Annotated in this window: 20 protein-coding genes; 12 read left to right on the plus strand and 8 right to left on the minus strand. The window is 73.5% G+C overall.

Annotation, left to right across the window (positions count from 1 at the left end):
• Positions 1-34: 34 nt before the first annotated feature.
• Positions 35-967, plus strand: coding sequence for an oxidoreductase (locus tag ACHZ99_RS04695; protein WP_420303023.1), 933 nt, complete (start codon positions 35-37; stop codon positions 965-967).
• 158 nt (positions 968-1,125) lie between these two features.
• A complete protein-coding gene (locus ACHZ99_RS04700) occupies positions 1,126-2,289 on the plus strand; it encodes an alkaline phosphatase PhoX (RefSeq protein WP_420303024.1) in 1,164 nt (387 codons plus the stop codon).
• A gap of 119 nt (positions 2,290-2,408) precedes the next feature.
• On the opposite strand, the gene ppdK is transcribed toward ACHZ99_RS04700, so the two are convergent.
• The gene (gene ppdK / locus ACHZ99_RS04705; RefSeq protein WP_420303025.1) at positions 2,409-5,165 is read right to left on the minus strand and encodes a pyruvate, phosphate dikinase; all 2,757 of its coding nucleotides are present in this window, start codon (positions 5,163-5,165) and stop codon (positions 2,409-2,411) included.
• A gap of 621 nt (positions 5,166-5,786) precedes the next feature.
• Between ppdK and ACHZ99_RS04710 the strand changes: the two genes are divergently transcribed.
• The gene (locus tag ACHZ99_RS04710; RefSeq protein ID WP_420303026.1) at positions 5,787-6,350 is read left to right on the plus strand and encodes a dihydrofolate reductase family protein; all 564 of its coding nucleotides are present in this window, start codon (positions 5,787-5,789) and stop codon (positions 6,348-6,350) included.
• 6 nt (positions 6,351-6,356) lie between these two features.
• Here the strand turns inward: ACHZ99_RS04710 and ACHZ99_RS04715 are convergent, their stop codons facing one another.
• Both ACHZ99_RS04715 and dusB read right to left on the minus strand, forming a co-directional pair.
• On the minus strand, positions 6,357-6,836 hold the full coding sequence (locus ACHZ99_RS04715) for an NUDIX hydrolase (RefSeq protein ID WP_420303027.1): 480 nt from the start codon (positions 6,834-6,836) through the stop codon (positions 6,357-6,359).
• 106 nt (positions 6,837-6,942) lie between these two features.
• Positions 6,943-8,079, minus strand: coding sequence for a tRNA dihydrouridine synthase DusB (gene dusB, locus ACHZ99_RS04720; RefSeq protein ID WP_420303028.1), 1,137 nt, complete (start codon positions 8,077-8,079; stop codon positions 6,943-6,945).
• A gap of 115 nt (positions 8,080-8,194) precedes the next feature.
• Between dusB and ACHZ99_RS04725 the strand changes: the two genes are divergently transcribed.
• Entirely contained in the window at positions 8,195-9,025 is an 831-nt protein-coding gene (locus ACHZ99_RS04725) for a helix-turn-helix domain-containing protein (RefSeq protein WP_420303029.1), read from the plus strand.
• Complete coding sequence (locus ACHZ99_RS04730; RefSeq protein ID WP_420303030.1) at positions 9,022-9,261, plus strand: DUF397 domain-containing protein; 240 nt, start codon at positions 9,022-9,024, stop codon at positions 9,259-9,261. The genes ACHZ99_RS04725 and ACHZ99_RS04730 overlap by 4 nt, the downstream gene beginning before the upstream one ends.
• A 6-nt stretch (positions 9,262-9,267) precedes the next feature.
• On the opposite strand, the gene ACHZ99_RS04735 is transcribed toward ACHZ99_RS04730, so the two are convergent.
• The 4 genes from ACHZ99_RS04735 to ACHZ99_RS04750 all read right to left on the minus strand — a co-directional run bounded on the left by ACHZ99_RS04735 (position 9,268) and on the right by ACHZ99_RS04750 (position 13,123).
• A complete protein-coding gene (locus ACHZ99_RS04735) occupies positions 9,268-10,992 on the minus strand; it encodes a protein kinase domain-containing protein (RefSeq protein ID WP_420303031.1) in 1,725 nt (574 codons plus the stop codon).
• Positions 10,993-11,115: 123 nt separating this feature from the next.
• Complete coding sequence (locus tag ACHZ99_RS04740; protein WP_420303032.1) at positions 11,116-11,454, minus strand: hypothetical protein; 339 nt, start codon at positions 11,452-11,454, stop codon at positions 11,116-11,118.
• A gap of 68 nt (positions 11,455-11,522) precedes the next feature.
• Positions 11,523-12,659 carry an MBL fold metallo-hydrolase gene (locus tag ACHZ99_RS04745; protein WP_420303033.1) on the minus strand — a complete coding sequence of 379 codons (1,137 nt, stop codon included), beginning with the start codon at positions 12,657-12,659 and terminating at the stop codon, positions 11,523-11,525.
• Between the two features lie 215 nt (positions 12,660-12,874).
• Positions 12,875-13,123, minus strand: coding sequence for a hypothetical protein (locus ACHZ99_RS04750; protein WP_420303034.1), 249 nt, complete (start codon positions 13,121-13,123; stop codon positions 12,875-12,877).
• A gap of 239 nt (positions 13,124-13,362) precedes the next feature.
• Here ACHZ99_RS04750 and ACHZ99_RS04755 point away from each other — a divergent pair, with 239 nt between their 5' ends.
• The 3 genes from ACHZ99_RS04755 (at position 13,363) to ACHZ99_RS04765 (ending at position 15,328) form a co-directional block, all read left to right on the plus strand.
• Positions 13,363-13,737 (plus strand): peptidase inhibitor family I36 protein, encoded by a 375-nt coding sequence (locus tag ACHZ99_RS04755; RefSeq protein WP_420303035.1) that lies wholly within the window; start codon positions 13,363-13,365, stop codon positions 13,735-13,737.
• A 4-nt stretch (positions 13,738-13,741) separates the two neighbouring features.
• Positions 13,742-14,686 (plus strand): hypothetical protein, encoded by a 945-nt coding sequence (locus tag ACHZ99_RS04760; RefSeq protein WP_420303036.1) that lies wholly within the window; start codon positions 13,742-13,744, stop codon positions 14,684-14,686.
• Positions 14,687-14,797: 111 nt separating this feature from the next.
• Positions 14,798-15,328: a helix-turn-helix domain-containing protein gene (locus ACHZ99_RS04765; protein ID WP_420303037.1), complete on the plus strand. Its 531-nt coding sequence runs from the start codon at positions 14,798-14,800 to the stop codon at positions 15,326-15,328.
• Between the two features lie 67 nt (positions 15,329-15,395).
• Here the strand turns inward: ACHZ99_RS04765 and ACHZ99_RS04770 are convergent, their stop codons facing one another.
• Complete coding sequence (locus ACHZ99_RS04770; protein WP_420303038.1) at positions 15,396-16,778, minus strand: glycine--tRNA ligase; 1,383 nt, start codon at positions 16,776-16,778, stop codon at positions 15,396-15,398.
• Positions 16,779-16,905: 127 nt separating this feature from the next.
• Here ACHZ99_RS04770 and ACHZ99_RS04775 point away from each other — a divergent pair, with 127 nt between their 5' ends.
• The 4 genes from ACHZ99_RS04775 (at position 16,906) to ACHZ99_RS04790 (ending at position 20,213) form a co-directional block, all read left to right on the plus strand.
• Positions 16,906-17,967, plus strand: a complete 1,062-nt coding sequence (locus tag ACHZ99_RS04775) for a metal ABC transporter solute-binding protein, Zn/Mn family (protein WP_420303039.1) — start codon at positions 16,906-16,908, stop codon at positions 17,965-17,967.
• A gap of 13 nt (positions 17,968-17,980) precedes the next feature.
• Positions 17,981-18,784, plus strand: a complete 804-nt coding sequence (locus ACHZ99_RS04780) for a metal ABC transporter ATP-binding protein (protein ID WP_420303040.1) — start codon at positions 17,981-17,983, stop codon at positions 18,782-18,784.
• Positions 18,781-19,695, plus strand: coding sequence for a metal ABC transporter permease (locus ACHZ99_RS04785; RefSeq protein WP_420303041.1), 915 nt, complete (start codon positions 18,781-18,783; stop codon positions 19,693-19,695). Before ACHZ99_RS04780 ends, ACHZ99_RS04785 begins: the two co-directional genes overlap by 4 nt.
• Before the next feature lie 98 nt (positions 19,696-19,793).
• The gene (locus tag ACHZ99_RS04790; RefSeq protein WP_420303042.1) at positions 19,794-20,213 is read left to right on the plus strand and encodes a Fur family transcriptional regulator; all 420 of its coding nucleotides are present in this window, start codon (positions 19,794-19,796) and stop codon (positions 20,211-20,213) included.
• The last annotated feature ends 28 nt before the right edge of the window (positions 20,214-20,241 follow it).

Here is a 20,241-nt window from a genome sequence, read left to right on the forward strand (position 1 = left end):
CGGCGCGAGCGGCACGAGCGGAAGGGCACCGGCCATGGCGGCGTGGACCGCGAGCGACATCCCGGACCAGACCGGCCGCGTGGCGGTGGTCACCGGGGCGAACGGCGGCGTCGGCTACCCCGTCGCGCGCGAGCTGGCCCGCCGCGGCGCGCACGTGGTCCTCGCCTGCCGCAGCGAGCGCCGCGGCACCGAGGCGTGCGCGCGGCTGCGCGCGGAGGTGCCCGCCGCCGGGGCGGAGTTCCGCCCGCTGGACCTCGCCGAGCTGGACTCCGTACGGGCCTTCGCCCGCGATTTCGCCGGCGACCGCCTCGACCTGCTGGTCAACAACGCGGGCGTGATGGCGCTCCCGTACCGCGAGACCGCGGACGGCTTCGAGATGCAGATCGGCGTGAACCACTTCGGGCACTTCGCCCTCACCGGGCTGCTGCTGCCGAAGCTCCTGGCGACGCCGCGGGCGCGGGTGGTGAGCCTGTCCAGCATCGCGCACCTCGCCGCCCGCGTGGACCCCGCCGGCCTCGGCTCCGGGCACCGCCGGGACCACCGCCGCTTCCGCGCGTACGCCCGCTCCAAAACGGCGAACCTGCTCTTCGTGCACGAGCTGGCCCGCCGGCTGGCCGCGGCCGGCTCGGACGTCGTCGCCGCCGCGGCCCACCCCGGCTACGCCGCCACCAACCTCCAGCTGGCCGGCCCCCGCATGGAGGGCCGGCGGCTGGCCGAGCGGCTCAACGCCCTCGGCCACCGCGCCTTCGCCCAGTCCGCCGACCGCGGCGCGCTGCCGGTGCTCTTCGCCGCCACCGCCCCGGGCGTCCACCCGGACGCGTTCATCGGCACCCGGCTGCAGGGCTGGCGCGGCGGGCCCGCGCGCTCCTGGCGGGCGCGGTGGACGCTGGACGACACGGCGGCGGCGGGGTTGTGGGAGCGTTCGGTGAAGCTGACGGGGGTCGCGTACGAGGCGCTGGCGCCGTAGCCGGGGCCCCGGCTACGGCGCCGGGTGCCGGAACGGCGGCGAGCGGTCAGTTCGGCGTAACCGTCCGGTTCCCGCCCCGTCAACCTCGCGGCCCTATCGTGCGAAACGCGGCCCGCGGGCGGCAGTCCCGGGCTCCCCCACCAAAGGAGTGGATGGTCGTGGAGCGCCGTTCTTTCCTGCGCGGAGCGGTCGTCGGCGGTTCGGCGACGGCGTTCGGCGGCACCCTGTGGCGGGGGTCGGCCGCGGCGGACCCGGCGCAGCCCGGGGCCGGGCCGTACGGGCCGCTGGAGCCGGCCGACGCGCGCGGCATCCGGCTGCCGGAGGGCTTCACCAGCCGCGTCGTCGCCCGCTCCGGACAGCGGGTGGCCGGTACGTCGTACACCTGGCACCCGGCGCCCGACGGCGGCGCCTGCTTCGCCGACGGCGACGGCTGGATCTACGTCTCCAACTCCGAGGTCACCCCCTCCGGCGGCGCCGGCTCGATCCGCTTCACCGCCGCCGGCGAGGTGGCGGGCGCGTACCGCATCCTGTCCGGGACCCGGCAGAACTGCGCGGGCGGCGCGACGCCGTGGGGCACCTGGCTGTCGTGCGAGGAGGTCGACCGCGGCTACGTCTACGAGACCGACCCCCGGGGCGCGCACGCCGCCGTGCGGCGCGACGCGATGGGCCGCTTCACGCACGAGGCGGCGGCCGCGGACCCGGACCGGCAGGTCGTCTACCTCACCGAGGACGTCTCCGACGGCTGCTTCTACCGCTTCCGGCCGCGCACCTGGGGCTCGCTGTCCGCCGGCACCCTGGAGGTGCTGCGGATGGGGCCGGGCACCTCGGGCCCGGTGACGTGGGCGCCGGTGCCGGACCCGAGCGGCGCGACGGCGGCGACGCGGCACCAGGTGGCGGGCGCCAAGCGGTTCGACGGCGGCGAGGGCTGCCACTACGGGGCCGCGGAGGGCGTCTGCTGGTTCACGACGAAGGGCGACGGCCGGGTCTGGCGGTACGACGCGGCGGCGGAGACCCTTCAGCTGGCGTACGACGACTCCCTCGTCCCCGGCACCGCCCCGCTCACCGGCGTCGACAACGTCACCGGCAGCCGCACCGGCGACCTCTACGTCGCGGAGGACGGCGGCACCATGGAGATCTGCCTGATCACCCCGGACGAGGTCGTCGCCCCGTTCCTGCGGGTGGAGGGGCAGGGCGGCTCGGAGATCACCGGCCCGGCGTTCACGCCGGACGGCACGCGGCTGTACTTCTCCAGCCAGCGCGGCACCACGGGCAGCTCCTCGGGCGGCATCACGTACGAGGTGACGGGCCCCTTCCGCACCTGACGGCCAAAGGTGAGGGGCGGCGCCCCCGCACGGGCGCCGCCCCTCCGGATCCGGTCTGCCGTCGGGTGAGGGTCAGGGCAAACGCCGACGGTGGCCGGAGGTCTCGGTGGCCGGAGGTCTCAGCCGGCCGGTGGCGCCGCGGCCGCCGCCCGCGCCGCCTCCAGCCGGGCCACCGGGATACGGAACGGGCTGCACGACACGTAGTCGAGCCCCACATCGTGAAAGAAGTGGACCGACTCCGGGTCGCCGCCGTGCTCGCCGCACACGCCGAGCTTCAGGTCCGGCCGCGTCGCGCGGCCCGCCCGCACCGCGTCGCGGACGAGCGCGCCGACGCCGTCCTTGTCGATCGTCTCGAACGGGGAGACGCCGAAGATGCCCTTCTCCAGGTAAGCGGTGAAGAAGCTCGCCTCCACGTCGTCGCGCGAGAAGCCCCACACGGTCTGGGTGAGGTCGTTGGTGCCGAACGAGAAGAAGTCCGCCGACTCCGCGATCTGACCGGCCGTGAGCGCCGCCCGCGGCAGCTCGATCATCGTGCCCAGCGTCAGCTTCAGCTCCACCCCGCGCGCCGCCTCGACCTCGGCGATGACGGCCTCGGCCTCGTCGCGTACCAGCTCCAGCTCCTGCACCGTGCCCACCAGCGGGATCATGATCTCCGCCCGCGGGTCGCCCTTCGCCTCGCGCCGCTGCGCCGCCGCCTCCGCGATGGCCCGTACCTGCATCGTGAACAGCCCCGGGATGACCAGCCCGAGGCGCACGCCGCGCAGGCCCAGCATCGGGTTCTGCTCGTGCAGCCGGTGGACGGCCTGGAGGAGCCGCAGGTCATTCTCGTTGTGGTCCTTGCGGGACTCGGCGAGCGCGACCCGTACCGACAGCTCGGTGATGTCCGGCAGGAACTCGTGCAGCGGCGGGTCCAGCAGCCGCACCGTGACCGGCAGCCCGTCCATCACCTCGAAGAGCTGCACGAAGTCCCGCTGCTGCAACGGCAGCAGCTCCGCAAGGGCCGCGTCCCGCTCCCCCTCGGTGTCGGCGAGGATGAGCCGTTCGACCAGCTCGCGCCGCTCGCCGAGGAACATGTGCTCGGTGCGGCACAGCCCGATGCCCTGGGCGCCGAAGCGGCGGGCGCGGGCGGCGTCGTCGAAGTTGTCGGCGTTGGCCCGGACCCGCAGCCGGCGGATGCGGTCGGCGTACGACATGAGGCGGTGCACGGCGACGACGAGTTCGTCGGCGTCCTCGGCGCCGGCGTGCATGCGGCCCTCGAAGTACTCCACGACCGGCGACGGCACGACCGGCACCCGGCCGCGGTAGACCTTGCCGCTGGAGCCGTCGATCGACACAACGTCGCCCTCGTCGATGACCTCGCCGCCGGGCGCGGTCAGCTGCCGCCGCTTGGTGTCGACCTCCAGGTCCTCCGCGCCGCACACGCACGTCTTGCCCATGCCGCGGGCGACGACGGCGGCGTGCGAGGTCTTGCCGCCGCGGGAGGTGAGGATGCCCTCGGCGGCGATCATGCCGTCGAGGTCGTCGGGGTTGGTCTCGCGGCGGATGAGGATGACCTGCTCGCCGGAGCGCGACCACTTCACCGCGGTGTACGAGTCGAAGACCGCCTTGCCGACGGCGGCGCCCGGCGAGGCGGCGATGCCGCGGGCGAGCAGGTCGCCCTTGTGGCCGTTGTCGAACCGCGGGAACATCAGCTGCGCCAGCTGCGCCCCGCTGACCCGCTGGAGCGCCTCGGCCTCGGTGATGAGCCCCTGGTCGACGAGCTGCACGGCGATACGGAACGCCGCCGCCGCGGTGCGCTTGCCGACCCGGGTCTGGAGCATCCACAGCTTGCCGCGCTCGATGGTGAACTCGATGTCGCACAGGTCGCGGTAGTGCGTCTCCAGCGTCTCCATGATCCGCATCAGCTCGTCGTACGAGGCCGGGTCGAGGTCCTGGAGCTTGGCGAGCGGCACGGTGTTGCGGATACCGGCGACGACGTCCTCGCCCTGTGCGTTCTGCAGGTAGTCGCCGTAGACGCCCTGCTGCCCGCTGGCGGGGTCGCGGGTGAAGGCGACGCCGGTGCCGGAGTCGGGGCCGAGGTTGCCGAAGACCATGGAGCAGATGTTGACGGCGGTGCCGAGGTCGCCGGCGATGCGCTCCTGGCGCCGGTAGAGCTTGGCGCGCTCGCCGTTCCAGCTGTCGAAGACGGCCCGTACGGCCAGGTCCATCTGCTCGCGCGGGTCCTGCGGGAAGGGCCGGCCGGTCTCCCGGGCGACGATGTCCTTGAACGTGCCGACGAGGGCTTCGAGATCGGCGGCGTCCAGCTCGACGTCGGTGGCGACGCCCTTGGCGCGCCGCGCGTCCTCCAGGGCGTTCTCGAACAGCTCGCCGTCGATGCCCTGCACGGTGTCGCCGAACATCTGGATGAGGCGCCGGTACGAGTCCCACGCGAACCGCTCGTCGCCCGCCTGCGCGGCGAGGCCGGGCAGGCAGGCGTCGGACAGGCCGATGTTGAGGACGGTGTCCATCATGCCGGGCATGGAGAACTTCGCGCCGGAGCGCACGGACACCAGCAGCGGGTCGTCGGCCTGGCCGAGCTTCTTGCCCATGCGCTCTTCGAGGGCGGCGAGGTGGGCGCCGACCTCGTCGCGGAGGGCGGGCGGCTCGGCGCCGCTGGCGAGGTAGACCTTGCACGCCTCGGTGGTGATGGTGAAGCCCGGCGGGACGGGCAGGCCGAGGTTGGTCATCTCGGCGAGGTTGGCGCCCTTGCCGCCGAGGAGGTCCTTGAGGTCCTTGTTGCCCTCGTGGAAGTCGTAGACGAACTTGGCCGCGGCCTTCCGCTGCGCCGTCGCCTTCCGCGAAGCTGCCTTCTTCTTTTCCGGCTTCTTTTCCGGCACGGGATCGACTCCTCGTGTGGGACCCCTGGCGGGGAGTTGCCCTGACGGCGAGGAACATACCCAGATCGAAGGCCCGGAGGGATGAGGCGTAGACGATCACGAGGGGTTTCGGCCCTCATACCTGGGATCCTGCCGTCGACCGGGAGCCGCGCCCCTTCTTCACTTCTCTAACCGACGATCCCCTACGGGCGGGTGTCGGCAAGCCGGGACGGGTCATCCGCGTGACGGAACGCAGCGGTGGGTTCGAGTCGTGAAGGAATACGGATGGCACTCAGTGCCGCGCATACGAGAGATGACGCCCACATTTGAGCGCTCATTTGAGCGCAACCCCTATCAAGCGTGGCAAGAATCACGCGATCGGGCGCCCGGCGTCTCAACATGCGGACGTATCAACGGGCCGACGGGAGGGCGACGGAGGGATGACGTCGAGACGGCACCGGGTCGGGGGCATGACACTGCGTGCCGTAGCGATCAGCGGCGGCCGGGCCCGTTCCCGGGGGGCTGCCGCTTCCCTCCGCACCGACTCGCCCCGGTCGTGGTCGGCGACGGAACCGGCGTTGCGATGAGTTCCGCGGGTTCCGGCCGTCCTACTGTCGAACCCCTTGGCGAGGAGGACTTCGGATGCGCAGCGTGACCTACTCCATGGGCATCTCGCTCGACGGCTTCATCACCGGCCCGGACGGCGGCTTCGGCTGGGCGGATCCCGGCCCAGACGTCTTCCGCCACTCCATCGACGAGATCCGCGAGGTCGGCGTGCACCTCATGGGGCGGCGGCTGTACGAGACGATGCTGTACTGGGAGACCGCCGAGCAGGACCCCTCGCTCGGCGAGGCCGAGCGGGAGTGGACGGCGCTATGGAACCCGCTGCCCAAGGTGGTGTTCTCCCGCACGCTGACGGCGGTCGAGGGCAACGCCCGGCTGGCCTCCGGCGGGCTGGCCGAGGAGATCGGGCGGCTGCGGGACGAGCCGGGCGAGGGCGACATCGCGATCGGCGGCGCGACGCTCGCCGCCCAGGCGGCGGACCTCGGCCTCATCGACGAGTACCTGGTCCGGGTCTTCCCGGTGCTGCTCGGCGGCGGCACCCCGTTCTTCGCCCGCAACGAACGGCGGGTGGACCTCGCACTCGTCGAGACCCGCACCTTCGACTCGGGCACCGTCTTCCACCACTACCGGGTCAAGCGCTAGGCAGCGCTACACGCCGTCCGCGGCGCTCCCCCACGGGCCGTCGGGGGCCAGGTCGGCGAGGACCGACCGCAGGTGCGGGGGTTCGAGGGGGTCCGGCAGGGTGGCGAGGTCGGACCAGGGGACCCAGGCGTGACCGGCCAGGGTGGCCTGCTCGTCGGGGAGGAGGCCGCCGCGGCGCAGCGGGGGCCGGTCGTCCGGGTAGCGGGCGAGGAAGAAGTGCTCGACGCCGGCGAAGTGCGTGCCCTTCCAGTGGAAGTCGCGGTCGACGGGTACGCCGCGTTCCAGGACGGCGGCGGGGTCGAGGCCGGTCTCCTCGGCCAGTTCGCGGCGGGCGGCGGCGAGCGGGGTCTCGTCCGGCTCGATGCCGCCGCCGGGCGGCTCCCAGATCAGGGCGCCGTCGAAGGGGTCCCGCCAGCGCAGCAGGAGCAGGCGCTCGGCGGCGTCGAGGCAGATGACCCGCGCGGCGGGCCGGTGCGTCGTGTCCACCGCTCCGAGGCTAGCCCCGGCGGGCTGGGTCGCGGGGGCCGGGGGCGCGGCCGCCGGTTCCGGGGAGGGGCGGGGGGACCACCCCGCCGCGCCGCGCCCGCGGGCCTCAGCCGCCCGACGTGTCCAGCTCCGCGCCCGCGTCCACCCGCGCGCACTCGTACGGGTCCGCCAGCCACCCCTCCGGCAGCACCACCTTGTTCCTCCCCGCCGTCCGCCCCCGCGGCCCGTCCGCGCCCGCCGGCCACGGCTGGTCCAGGTCGAGGGTGCCCAGCAGGTCGTCCAGCTCGGCGAGGGACCCGGCCATCGCCATCCGGTGTCGTACGTCCTTGCCCACCGAGAAGCCCTTCGTGTACCACGGCACGTGCTTGCGGAAGTCGATGACACCGCGCCGCTCGTCGCCGATCCACCGCCCCAGCAGCTCCGCGTGCCGCAGCATCACCCCGGCGACCTCCTTCAGCACCGGCCGCGCGTACGAGGGCCGCTCCGCCCCCGCGTCGAAGGCCGCCACCAGGTCGCCGAAGAGCCACGGCCGCCCCAGGCAGCCGCGCCCGACCACCACCCCGTCGCAGCCCGTCTCCCGCACCATCCGCAGCGCGTCGTCCGCCGACCAGATGTCCCCGTTGCCCAGCACGGGGATCTCCGGCACATGCTCCTTCAGCCGCGCGATGGCGTCCCAGTCCGCGGTGCCGCCGTAGTGCTGCGCGGCGGTGCGGCCGTGCAGAGCGATCGCGGTGACGCCCTCCTCGACCGCGATGCGGCCGGCGTCCAGATACGTGAGGTGATCGTCGTCGATGCCCTTGCGCATCTTCATGGTCACCGGCAGGCCCCCGGCGCCCGCGACGGCCTCGCGGAGGATGGCGCGCAGCAGGTTCCGCTTGTACGGGAGCGCCGAGCCGCCGCCCTTGCGGGTGACCTTGGGCACGGGGCAGCCGAAGTTGAGGTCGATGTGGTCGGCGAGGTCCTCGTCGGCGATCATGCGGGCCGCCCTGCCGGTGTACTGCGGATCCACCCCGTACAGCTGGATGGACCGCGGCTTCTCGGTGCCGTCGAAGTGCACGAGGCGCATCGTCTTCGCGTCCCGCTCGACCAGCGCCCGCGTCGTGATCATCTCGCTGACGAACAGCCCCCGCCCGCCGGAGAACTCCCGGCAGAGCGTGCGGAACGGCGCGTTCGTGATCCCCGCCATGGGCGCGAGCACCACGGGCGGGGAGACGGTGTGCGGGCCGATCTGCAGCTCAGACATGCGGCGGACTACCTCGGTACGTACGGGGACGGACCCCCATTGTCCCTCACCCGGCAGCTGTACAACTACGCCTGTAACGACTCCGTACAGCACACGTGCCACTACCTTCGGTCACATGACTGAGACACGACGTCTGGACCCGTACGACTCACCACGCGCTTTCTACGGGGCGGAGTTGCGCCGCCTGAGGGAGAAAGCCGGGCTCTCGCAGACACGGCTGGGCGAGATGGTGTTCTGCTCTGCGGCGTACATCGCGCACTTCGAGAGCTGTATCAGGCTGCCGCAGGAGGAGATCTCGAAGATGCTGGACGACATCTTCGAGACTGGAGAGCATCTGCAACGGCTATGCCGGTTGGCGCGGCGTTCGAAGCACGCGGACTATTTCGCGGATGCGGCGGAGTTGGAGAAGGAGGCTGTGCGGCTCTACCAGCACGAGCCGATGGTCGTCCCCGGCCTGTTGCAGACTGCGGACTACGCACGTGCGGTCATCCGGTCCACCATGCCGTTCGCGGGTGAGGAGGTGGTCGAGGGCCACGTCCAGGCCCGGCTGGAGCGCCAGCGGTTGCTCCGGGCCCCGGAGGGCCCCGAACTCTGGGCGATTGTCCACGAAACGGCGCTCCGGGTGCCGTTGGGCGGCCCGACCACCATGGCAGCGCAACTTCGCCACATCGTCGACCTTGGCCAGGCGGATCGCGTCCTGGTGCAGGTGCTGCCGTTCGCCGGGGCGGCGGACGGCTTCCTCAACGGCGCAGCGAAGATCATGACGTTCGCGGAGGGACCGCCCGTGGTGTATCTGGAAGGCACTCACAGCGGGTATCTGCTCGATGACCCGGCCCTGGTCGCCCGGTACCGGGCGTCCTACGATCTCGTCAGGGCCGCTGCTCTGTCACCGACGGCGTCCCTCGCGATGCTGGCTTCGGTGGCGGAGGACTACGGGAGACGATGATCACCTGGCACAAGTCGTCGTACAGCAACGGCGAAGGCGGGAACTGCGTCGAGGTCGGCACCTGGCACAAGTCGTCGTACAGCAACGGCACCGGCGGCGACTGCGTCGAGGTCGGGGAGGGCGTCTTCGACGCCGTCCCCGTCCGTGACAGCAAGGACCCCGACGGGCCCCGGCTCATGTTCAGCACCGCGGGCTGGGCCGCATTCCTCACCGCCGTGAAGAACGACGAGTTCTGAGCGGGCTCAGCTCCGCAGCGCACCCCACGTGTTGGGCCCCACCTGGCCGTCCACCGCCAGGCCCTTCGCGCTCTGGAACTGCTTGACCGCCGCCTCGGTGCTCGGGCCGAACATGCCGTCGACGCCGCCCGCGCCGAGGTCGTAGCCGCGGGCGCGGAGGATGCACTGCACCTGCACCACGCGCTCGCCGGTGTCGCCGTTCTGGGTGAGGGCCGTGCCCGAGTAGTAGTTGCAGGAGTCCCACGGGTCCGCGGGAGGTGCGGACTTCGTGGGGCGGGTGGTCGGCTTCGCCGAGGTGGGGTCGGGGCGGGTGGGGTCCGGGGTGGGGTCGGCGGTCTTGTCGGGGGGCTCCGTCGGCTGCGAGGTGCCCGCGGCGGACGGGCTCGGGGACGGGGTGGTGGACTCCTCGTCCTCGTCCTTGTCCTTCTTCTTCGACGGCTTCACCTTTCCGGGCTGGTCGCCCGCCGCGGCCGGGGCGCTCGAACTCCGGTCCGCCCCGCGCGCGTCAGCCTCGCCGTCGTCGGAGCCCAGCCACCCCGGTACGGCGAACGCCAGGGCCGCCACGGCCGCCACCGCGGCGACGGCGCCCGCCAGCAGCAGCGGGCGGCGGCGGCGCGACGCGCGGCGCGCGGCGGGGGTGGCGGGGGTGTCCGCGGTGTCCGGCGGGCTCTGGCCGTACGGGGTGAACTGCCCCTGCGGCGTGGCCTGGCCGTACGGGCCGGGCGGCGGCTGTCCGTACGCACCCGGCGTCTCCGGCGCACCCGGCGTCCCCGGTCCCGGCTCCGCCGCGTAACCCGCCGACGCGGCGTGCAGCGCCTCCGGCGGCATCGACGGCGTGTGCGACTCCGGCGCCGGACCGAACCCGCCCGCCACCGCACCGGACACCGCGCCCGGGACCGGGCCGCCCAGCCGCATCGTCTCCGCCGCGTCCGGCAGCGGCTCTCCCGCCGCCACCGCCGCCAGCAGCCGCCCCGCGCGCAGCGCGTCCGCGCGCCGCTCCGGGTCCTTGTCCATCAACTCCCGCAGCGCACCCGTCAGCGCGCCCGCGCGCCGCGGCTCCGGCAGCGGGTCCACGACGATCGCGCTGATCGTCGACCACGTCGACGACCGGCGGAACGGCGAGATGCCCTCCACCGCCGCGTACAGCGTGGCGCCCAGCGACCACACGTCCGACGGCGGGCCCGGCAGGTCGCCGCGGGCGCGCTCGGGCGACAGGTAGTCGATGGAGCCGACCATCTCGCCGGGGGCGGTCAGCCGTGTCGTGCCGTCGTCGCCCGGGTCGTCCATCGCGGCGATGCCGAAGTCGGTGAGGACGACGCGGCCGCTGCGGGCGAGCAGGATGTTGGCGGGTTTGACGTCGCGGTGGAGGACCCCCGCCCGGTGCGCGGCGGCCAGCGCGTCGACGACCTTCGCGCCGATGCCGGCGGCCTCGGCGGGCTCCAGCACGCCCCGTTCCCGTACGACGTCGTCGAGCGACGGCCCGTCGACCAGCTCCATGACGATCAGGGGCAGGCCCTCGTGCTCCGTGACGTCGTGGACGGCGACCACGCCCGGGTGGTCGACGCGGGCCGCGGCCCGCGCCTCCCGCTGCATCCTTAAGCGCAGCTCCGCCGCGTCGTGCGCGGAGCCCTCCGCGAACGCCCGCAGCTCCTTCACCGCGACCTCGCGGCCCAGCACCTCGTCCACGGCACGCCACACCGTGCCCATGCCGCCCTGTCCGAGCCGCCCCACCACGCGATACCGCCCGGCAAGCCGCCGGCCGCCCCCCGCTTCGCTCTCCCCCACCGCTGCCCTCTGCCGTTCCAAGCACGCCCCGTGTCCGACGCGCGCGCTGCGTCCGTGCCTGGGGGCAGCCTAACGGGCCCCGGTGACAGGCGGGGTGGGCGTGCCGCCCGGGGCGCGGAGCGCACGGCGGGAGCGCGCCGCGCGGAGCGCCCCCGCGCACGCCCGCGGCCCCGTACGCGCCCGAGGCGCCGCCCGGCCCCGGCCGCGCCCGGCCCGGGGCTCGTACGGCCCGGGCCGCAGCGCGACGCCGAGCGCCACGCCCAGCTCCGAACTCGTCTCGCTGATCGCCGACGCAGCTCCCGCCTTCTCCCGCGGCGCCGAGCCGACGACCAGCTCGGTGCCGAGCGCCAGCACCGGACCGATGCCGGAGTTCACCAGCGCGTACGCCACGACGATCACCGCGATCACGCCCCGGACCATCGACCCGCTCGGCCTCGGCCCGGATCCCGCCCCGGCCCGCGGCCGCGCCCGCCGGGCTACCGCTCCGCCGGGCTCGGCTTCGCCGGCGCCTGCCTGCCGCCGCCCGGCTGGGCGCGGCGCTCCGGCGCGGCGATCTCCTGCCACCACGGCGTCGTCGGCAGCGTCTCCGCCGACGGCTCGAACGGCTCGCCCGGGCGCGGGATCGCCGTGCGGACGCCCGCCGGGCCCGCCGCCGCGGCGGTGCGTTCCGCCGGCTCCTCCCAGCGGTGCGGGGCGAGGTTGAACGTGCCCCAGTGGATAGGCAGCAGCACCCCGCCGCGCAGGTCGAGGTGGGCCTGTACGCCCTCCTCCGGCGTCATGTGGATGTCCGGCCAGAACTCGCTGTACGCGCCGATCTGCACCATCGCCGCGTCGAACGGCCCGTGGTCGGCGCCGATGTCGGCGAAGCCGGGGAAGTACCCGGTGTCGCCGCTGTGGAACACCCGGTGCTCCGGGCCGCGGACGGACCAGGAGGCCCACAGCGTGCGCTGCTTGTTGCGGATGCCGCGGCCGCAGAAGTGCCGCGCGGGGGTCGCCGTCAGGGTCAGGCCCGCGACCTCCGCGGACTCGTGCCAGTCGAGTTCCTCGATGCGGTCCTGCGGTACGCCCCAGCGCTCCAGGTGGGCGCCGACGCCGAGGGGCACGGCGAAGACGGCGTCGCCCGCGACCGCCTTGCGCAGCTCGCGGACCGTCGACATGTCGAGGTGGTCGTAGTGGTCGTGGGAGATCACGACCGCGTCGAGCGGGCCGAGCTCGGCGAGCGGCAGCGGTACGCGGTGGAAGCGGCGCGGGCCCGCGAAGGAGAAGGGCGAGCAGCGCTCGCCGAAGACCGGGTCGAAGAGGACCCGGCGGCCGTCGATCTCGGCGAGGACGGTGGCGTGGCCGAGCCAGGTCAGGCGCAGCCCGCCGGCGGGCGGTTCGGACAGGTCGGGGCGCTGGACGGGGACGGGGCCGGCGGGCTTGCGGCCGTCGCGGCGCAGCAGGGCGCGGATCATCTCGCCGCGGGTGCCGCCACCGGGCTGCGGGGTGATGCCTGCGGGGACGGGGTTGCGGAAGGCGCCGGCCTCGGGGTCGTAGTTCGGCGAGCGCAGGATGCGCTCCATTCGGTCGCCCGTGGGCTCGGCTCCGAAGGACGCCGGTCGCATTCCGCCCATGTGCTCTCCTCGCCGCGGATCTCGTGGATACGGTCCAGAGAGGAGAACGCCCGCGGCGAGGCCGCTGTTCCGCTTCGGCCCACCGGATCTGCCCACGGCACCGCCGCCCGCACCGGCACGCGCACCCGCACCGGCACCGGCACCGGCACCGGCACCGGCACCGGCACCGGCACCGGCACCGGCAGCCGCGCCCGTACCCGCACCGCCTGGCCGCGCTACGCCTCGGCGCCGCCCGCCGGGCCCGCGGCGCCCTGCCCGCCCTGCCGGTCCGCGGCGACCGCCGCCCGGTGCTCCTGCGCCAGGTGCTCCTCCGCCTTCAGCCACGGCAGGAACTGCGCCGACCTGCTCCACTCGCAGCTGCCGCACTCCAGCCGCCGCCGGGCCCCCGCCCCCGTGACCCGTACGGTGTGCTCCGCCCCCGCCGGGTCGATGCCGGTGACCCGGCTGTTCGCCATCGCGTGCATCACGCCTCCCGTGGTCGGCCCCTACGACGCGCCCGCCCCGGCCCCGTAGCAAGACATCATCCGGTCGCGATGTCAATCCCTTCTCATCCCCCGTCCCCTGGAGCTCATGCCCGCGCAGGTGACCCGGCCCGGCGCGTCCCCCTGTCCCGCCCCTGTCGCACGGCATTGCCCGGCGCCGCCGCCTGCTGGGACAACTCGATGCGGCGACGGGCCCGTCGCCACCGACGATGGAGGAGCAGATGACCCGAGCGAAGATCGCTGCCGCCGCGACCGCGGCCGTCCTTGCGGGGATCGGCGTGGCCGCCACCGCGACGCCGGCCAGCGCGGCCTGGGGCGGCTGCCGCAGCGGCGCCCTGTGCGCCTACGTGCAGCCGAACGGCGGCGGCGACCCGGGGGAAGTCTTCGGGGACAACAGCAACCTGCGCCAGTACACCAAGTTCGACAACGTGGAGTCGATCTGGAACAACGGCAACAACTGCAACGTCCGGCTGTACGAGGGCCTGAGCCGCAGCGGCGACAGCTACGTGCTGTCCCGCGGCTACGCCACCTACGACCTCTACGCGACCCGGCGGGACTTCTACCACGACATCGACTCCAACAACTGGTGCGTGTGAGCCCGTGAGACGACTGCTGTGGCTCGTTGCCGCAGCGCTCCTCGCCGCCGGGTGCTCCACCGCATCCGGCGGCGAGGCCGCCGGTCCCCGTCCCGTCCCGCTCCCCCTCGGCGGCGCGGCGGACTTCACGGCCGGCGAGTCCGCGCTGCTGCACCGCGCAGAAGAGCTGGGGGTACGGGCCTGCATGCGGGACCGCGGCTTCGCCTACCGGCCGGTTCCCCCGCCGGCCGGTAGGCGGGGGACCGGGGAGAGTCCGTACGGTCTGCTGTCCGTACGGGAAGCGGCCCAGGACGGCTACGGCATGACCGGCGCCCGGCTGCGGCCCCCGCCCCCGGACCCGAACGCGTCCCGGCTCGACCGGCTGCCCGCCGCGGAACGCCGGGAGTGGGAGCGGGCGCTGAAGGGCGACGCCGAGGGACCCGCCGCCCGGGAGATCGGCGCCCCCGGCGGCCCCAAGGTGATCGTGCCGACCGACTCCTGTGTCTTCGCCGCCCGGAAGGAGGTCTACGGACCGGGGTGGGAGGAGCGTTACCTGTGGGCGCAGAGCCTGCGCAACGAGGTCGTCCGGGACACGCTCGCCGCCCGGGACGTCCGCAGGTCGGTGGCCCGGTGGTCGGACTGCATGCGCGAGCACGGCCACGACTTCGCCGCGCTCGACGACGGACCACGGGTGATACAGCGGAAGCTGGACCGGGCCGACCGCACGCGCGGCGGCGTTCCCGCCCTGCGCGCGGCCGGGCGCGCGGAGCTGGCGCTGGCCGAGCGCGACGCCCGCTGCCAGTCGGACGCGGACCTCACGGCTGCGGTGGCCGCGGCGCAGCGGCGGAGGGAGGCGGCGCTGCCCGGGGCGCAAACCGGCCGGCTCGCCGTGTTCCGGGAGGCCCGGGACCGGGCCCTGGCGCGCGCCGCCGACATGTCACGTGCATCACATTCCGGCACCAGTAAGTAACTAGAGTGATTCTCCTACATATTCACCTCAAACCACTGACCCACGCTATGCATCCCGCTACAGTGTCCGCGTCATCAGGTCTCTGAACACCCAGGGGGAGGGAAGTGCCGCATGGCACTCAGAGATAGCCACAGCAGGAGCGCGCAGGAGTTCGCCGCCCGGCTGCTGGAGTTGAAGGTCCGCAGCGATCGCACCTTCGAGGCGCTGTCGCTGCGCGTCGGCGTCAGCCGCTCCGCGCTGCACCGTTACTGCTCCGGACGGGGCGTACCCGCGGACTACGCCGTCGTGGAGCGGCTCGGCCGGCTGTGCCGCGCCGACGAGCGCGAGCTGTCCGAGCTGCACCGGCTCTGGGTCCTGGCGGACGCGGCCCGCCGCCGGGACTCGCAGCGCGCCGACCGGCCGCACCCGCCCGTACGGCACCTCGCGGCGGTACCGCCGCCGGACACACCCGTCTCCGCAACCCCGCCGGCCGGGCGGCCGGAGTGGCTGCGGCCGGCGCTCGGCTGGGCGCTGGCGGCGACGGCGGCGGGGGCGCTGACCGCGTGGAGCAGCAGGGCGACCCGGCGCGAGCAGGCGCTGCACCGCGCGCTGTTGCAAGAGGCGCTGCGGGCGGCGAAGGGGCCCACCGCCCTCGCCGCCTGAGCGGGCCCGTACGGCGAAGCCCCCGGCCACTGCGGCCGGGGGCTTCGCCGTACGGACGAGGGCGGGGTCAGCAGCCGAGGAGGCGGCCCGCGAGGTAGCTCTCGACCTGGTCGAGGGAGACGCGCTCCTGCTTCATGGTGTCGCGCTCGCGCACCGTGACGGCGTTGTCGTCGAGGGTGTCGAAGTCGACGGTGATGCAGTACGGCGTGCCGATCTCGTCCTGGCGGCGGTAGCGGCGGCCGATGGCGCCGGCGTCGTCGAACTCGATGTTCCAGTGCCCGCGGAGGTCGGCGGCGAGCCCCTTGGCCTTGGGGGACAGTTCGGGGTTGCGGGAGAGCGGGAGGACCGCGGCCTTGACGGGGGCGAGGCGCGGGTCGAGGCGCATGACGGTGCGCTTCTCCATCTTGCCCTTGGCGTTGGGGGCCTCGTCCTCGACGTAGGCGTCGAGCATGAAGGCGAGCATGGTGCGGCCGACGCCGGCGGCGGGCTCGATGACGTACGGGGTCCAGCGCTCGCCGGCCTCCTGGTCGAAGAACGACAGGTCCTGGCCGGAGGCGGCGGAGTGGGCCTTGAGGTCGAAGTCGGTGCGGTTGGCGATGCCCTCCAGCTCGCCCCACTGGGAGCCGGCGAAGTCGAAGCGGTACTCGATGTCGACGGTGCGCTTGGAGTAGTGGGAGAGCTTGTCCTTGGGGTGCTCGAACCAGCGGAGGTTCGCCTCCCGCATCCCGAGGCCGGTGTACCAGGCCCAGCGCTGCTGCATCCAGTACTCGTGCCAGGTCTCGTCCTCGCCGGGCTTGACGAAGAACTCCATCTCCATCTGCTCGAACTCGCGGGTGCGGAAGATGAAGTTGCCCGGGGTGATCTCGTTGCGGAAGGACTTGCCCGTCTGGGCGATGCCGAACGGGGGCTTCTTCCGGGAGGAGGTCTGGACCTGGAGGAAGTTGGTGAAGATGCCCTGGGCGGTCTCCGGGCGCAGGAAGGTCTCGGAGCCGGCGTCCTGGGTGGGGCCGAGGTGGGTGGAGAGCAGACCGGAGAACTGCTTGGGCTCGGTGAAGCCGCCCTTGTTGCCGCAGTGGGGGCAGTTGAGGTCGGCGAGGCCGTTCGCCGGCGGGTGCCCGTGCTTCGCCTCGTACGCCTCTTCCAGGTGGTCGGCGCGGAAGCGCTTGTGGCAGGAGGTGCACTCGGTGAGGGGGTCGGTGAAGGTGGCGACGTGACCGGACGCCTCCCAGACCTCGCGGGCGAGGATCACGGAGGAGTCGAGGCCGACGACGTCGTCGCGGGAGGTGACCATGTTGCGCCACCACTGGCGCTTGATGTTCTCCTTGAGCTCTACGCCGAGAGGGCCGTAGTCCCAGGCGGCGCGCTGACCGCCGTAGATCTCGCTGCACGGGTAGACGAAGCCACGGCGCTTGCTCAGGCTGACGATTGTGTCGATCTTGTCGGCGGCCACGGTGCTCTCTTCATTACGACGACGAAGCGGTGCTCCAGGTTACCGGCGGCGGCACCCTCCGTTTCAAATCGGGGGCCGCCGCAGATTTTTTTGACAATCGTTTCCATCTTCGATGAAAATGAGTGTCATGAGAGCTAGCCGCCGGTCCATATCCGGCCTCACCCCCGCCGCGGCGGCGCTGTCCGCGGCCGCCGTGCTGGCCCTGTCCGCGTGCGCCGACGGGGACACGGGCACGACGACCGACGACGGCAGGCTGCGGGTCACCGCGTCGTTCTATCCGATGCAGTTCCTCGCCGAGGAGATAGGCGGACGGCACGCCGAGGTCGACACGCTGACCAAGCCGGGAACCGAGCCGCACGACCTGGAGCTGAGCCCGCGGCAGACGGGCGAGCTGACGGACGCCGGGCTGATCGTCTATCTGAAGGACATGCAGCCGGCCGTGGACGAGGCCATCGAGCAGTCGGGCGCGGAGCACGTCGTGGAGGCGTCGGAGTTCACCTCGCTGGAGAAGCACGGCACGGAGGAGGACGGCCACGACCACGGTCACGGTCACGAGGACGAGGGCGGGGAGCACGCGGGCGGCGAGCACGCGGACGAGCACGCCGAAGAGCACGCCGGGGAAGAGGCCGAGGGCGGCCACGAGGGCCACGACCACGGCGGCGAGGACGGCGCCGACCCGCACATCTGGCTGGACCCCGTGCGCTACGCGGAGGTCGCCGAGGGGGTCGGCAAGGCGATGGCGAAGGCCGACCCGGACCACGCGGCCACGTACAAGAAGAACGCCGCCGAGCTGGCGGACCGGCTCCACAAGCTCGACGAGGACTTCGCCGCGGGCCTGGAGAACCGCCGTACGGACACCTTCATCACCACCCACGCCGCCTTCGGCTACATCGCCGACCGCTACGGCCTCGTCCAGGAGTCGATCAAGGGGCTGAGCCCGGAGGCGGAGCCGAGCGCCGCCCGGATGCAGCAGTTGCAGGACATCGCCGAGGACGACGGCGTGACGACGGTGTTCTTCGAGACGCTCGTCAGCGACAAGACGGCCCGTACGCTCGCGGGTGACCTCGGCCTGGAGACCGACGTGCTCGACCCGATCGAGGGCGTGACGGACAAGTCGAAGGGTGACGACTACTTCGAGATCATGGAGGCGAACCTCGCGGCGCTGCAGAAGGCGCTGGGCGTGGAATGAGCAGGGGCGCGCGATGAGAGGGGTCACGGTGGACGGAGCGGGCGTGAGGGAGCCGGTGATATGCCTGTGCGACGCGACGGCCGCGCTCGGCGGCCGGACCGTCCTCGGCGGGATCGACCTGAAGGTCGGGCGCGGCGAGGTGGTGGCCCTGCTGGGCGCGAACGGCTCGGGCAAGTCGACGACGGTACGGGCCGTGGTGGGCCGGGTGCCGCTGACGTCGGGCGGGCTGGAGCTGTTCGGGACGCCGATCGCGCGCTTTAGGCAGTGGCGGCGGATCGGGTACGTGCCGCAGCGCTCGACGGCGGCGTCCGGCGTGCCCGCGTCGGTGCGCGAGGTGGTGGCGGCGGGGCGGCTGTCGCGCTCGCGGCTGCGGCCGCTGCGGCGCGCGGACCGTACGGCGGTGGAGCGGGCCCTTGAGGTCGTGGGGCTGGCGGACCGGGCGAAGGAGTCGGTGAACCGGCTGTCCGGCGGGCAGCACCAGCGGGTGCTGATCGCCCGGGCGCTGGCGGCGGAGCCGGAGCTGCTGATCATGGACGAGCCGCTGGGCGGGGTGGACCTGCCGAGCCAGCGGATTCTGGCCGAGGCGCTGCGCGCGCAGGTGGCGGAGGGTACGTCGGTGCTGCTGGTGCTGCACGAGCTGGGGCCGCTGCAACCGTTGATCGACCGCACGGTCGTGCTCAGCGACGGCCTGGTGGCGCGGGAGTACGGGCGCGGGGAGGCGGACGCGGCGGCGCGGGTGCACGACCTGGCCTGCCACCCGCACCCGGGCGAGGCGGGCGAGACGGCCGAGGCGGACCGGACGGGGCTGCTGACATGACACTGGAGTTCCTGGAGCCCGCGTTCATGCAGCGCGCGCTGCTGGCGGCGCTGCTGGTGGGAATCGCCGCGCCCGCGGTGGGCATCTACCTGGTGCAGCGCCGCCAGGCGATCATGGGCGACGGCATCGGGCACGTGGCGCTGACGGGCGTCGCGCTGGGCTTCCTGCTGAACACCAGCCCGGTGTGGACGGCGGTGCTGGTGGCGGCGGTTGGCGCGGTGGCGATGGAGCTGATCCGCTCGTACGGGCGAACCCGCGGCGACCTGGCGCTGGCGATGCTCTTCTACGGCGGCATGGCCGGCGGCGTCCTGCTGATCAACCTGGCGCCGAACGGCTCCACGGCGAACCTCACCACCTACCTCTTCGGCTCGGTGACCACGGTCTCGGACTCCGACGTGGTGGCGATCGTGTGGCTGTCGGTGTTCGTGCTGCTGGTGACCCTGGGCCTGCGGCGGCAGTTCTTCGCGATCTGCCAGGACGAGGAGTTCGCCAAGGTCACGGGGCTGCCGGTGCGGTCGCTGAACCTGCTGCTGGCGGTGACGGCGGCGGTGACGGTCACCGTGGCGATGCGCGTGGTGGGGCTGCTGCTGGTCAGCGCGCTGATGGTGATCCCGGTGGCGGCGGCGCAGCAGGCGACGCGCGCGTTCGCGGCGACGCTGGCGGTGGCCGTGGCGATGGGGGTGCTGACGACGCTGTCCGGCACGGTGTTCTCGTACTACGTGGACGTGCCGCCGGGGGCGACCATCGTGCTCTTCGCGCTCGGGCTGTTTCTGCTGGTCACGGCGCTGGCGGTGCCGTTGGCGCGGCTACGCTCCGGGGCCGCCGGCAAGCCGGGCGGCAGGACCGGCGGCGGTCCCGGCGGGGCGGCGGCGGAGCCGGCGCGGGCGCCGGCGGGGGGCGGGTCGCGGTGAGGACGGCCGTGGCGCGTGTGCCCGGTTATGCGGTTGCTGCTGGCACAATGGCGGCTCGTGGAGCGGACAGGGCTTCGAACGAGCAGCAGGAGGCAAGGGTGACGACCGCAGGGCCCCCGGTACGCGGCCGGTCGACGCGGCAGCGCGCGGCGGTGGCCGCGGCGCTCGCGGAGGTCGACGAGTTCCGCAGCGCCCAGGAGCTGCACGACATGCTGCGGCACCGCGGCGAGTCCGTGGGGCTGACCACGGTGTACCGCACGTTGCAGTCCCTCGCGGACGCGGGCGACGTCGACGTGCTGCGCACCACGGAGGGCGAGGCGGTGTACCGCCGGTGCAGCACCGGCGAGCACCACCACCACCTGGTGTGCCGGGTGTGCGGCAAGGCGGTGGAGGTCGACGGCCCGGCGGTGGAGCGCTGGGCGGAGTCGATCGCCGCGGAGCACGGCTTCGTGGACGTGGCGCACACGGTGGAGGTCTTCGGCACGTGCGCGGACTGCGCCGCGGAGGCCCGGGACTGACCCCGCGCCCCCGGGCGCGCGCCCGCGT

Source organism: Streptomyces sp. MAR4 CNX-425 (assembly GCF_048656465.1).
In the GTDB taxonomy this organism is placed as follows: Bacteria; Actinomycetota; Actinomycetes; order Streptomycetales; family Streptomycetaceae; genus Streptomyces.

Bases quoted from the DNA above. Each gene is read 5' to 3' on its own strand.
- ACHZ99_RS04695 (WP_420303023.1), top strand. From the start codon at position 35: ATGGCGGCGTGGACCGCGAGCGACATCCCGGACCAGACCGGCCGCGTG.
- ACHZ99_RS04710 (WP_420303026.1), top strand. From the start codon at position 5,787: ATGCGCAGCGTGACCTACTCCATGGGCATCTCGCTCGACGGCTTCATC.
- dusB (WP_420303028.1), bottom strand. From the start codon at position 8,079: ATGTCTGAGCTGCAGATCGGCCCGCACACCGTCTCCCCGCCCGTGGTG.
- ACHZ99_RS04725 (WP_420303029.1), top strand. From the start codon at position 8,195: ATGACTGAGACACGACGTCTGGACCCGTACGACTCACCACGCGCTTTC.
- ACHZ99_RS04730 (WP_420303030.1), top strand. From the start codon at position 9,022: ATGATCACCTGGCACAAGTCGTCGTACAGCAACGGCGAAGGCGGGAAC.
- ACHZ99_RS04745 (WP_420303033.1), bottom strand. From the start codon at position 12,659: ATGGGCGGAATGCGACCGGCGTCCTTCGGAGCCGAGCCCACGGGCGAC.
- ACHZ99_RS04750 (WP_420303034.1), bottom strand. From the start codon at position 13,123: ATGCACGCGATGGCGAACAGCCGGGTCACCGGCATCGACCCGGCGGGG.
- ACHZ99_RS04755 (WP_420303035.1), top strand. From the start codon at position 13,363: ATGACCCGAGCGAAGATCGCTGCCGCCGCGACCGCGGCCGTCCTTGCG.
- ACHZ99_RS04765 (WP_420303037.1), top strand. From the start codon at position 14,798: ATGGCACTCAGAGATAGCCACAGCAGGAGCGCGCAGGAGTTCGCCGCC.
- ACHZ99_RS04775 (WP_420303039.1), top strand. From the start codon at position 16,906: ATGAGAGCTAGCCGCCGGTCCATATCCGGCCTCACCCCCGCCGCGGCG.
- ACHZ99_RS04780 (WP_420303040.1), top strand. From the start codon at position 17,981: ATGAGAGGGGTCACGGTGGACGGAGCGGGCGTGAGGGAGCCGGTGATA.
- ACHZ99_RS04785 (WP_420303041.1), top strand. From the start codon at position 18,781: ATGACACTGGAGTTCCTGGAGCCCGCGTTCATGCAGCGCGCGCTGCTG.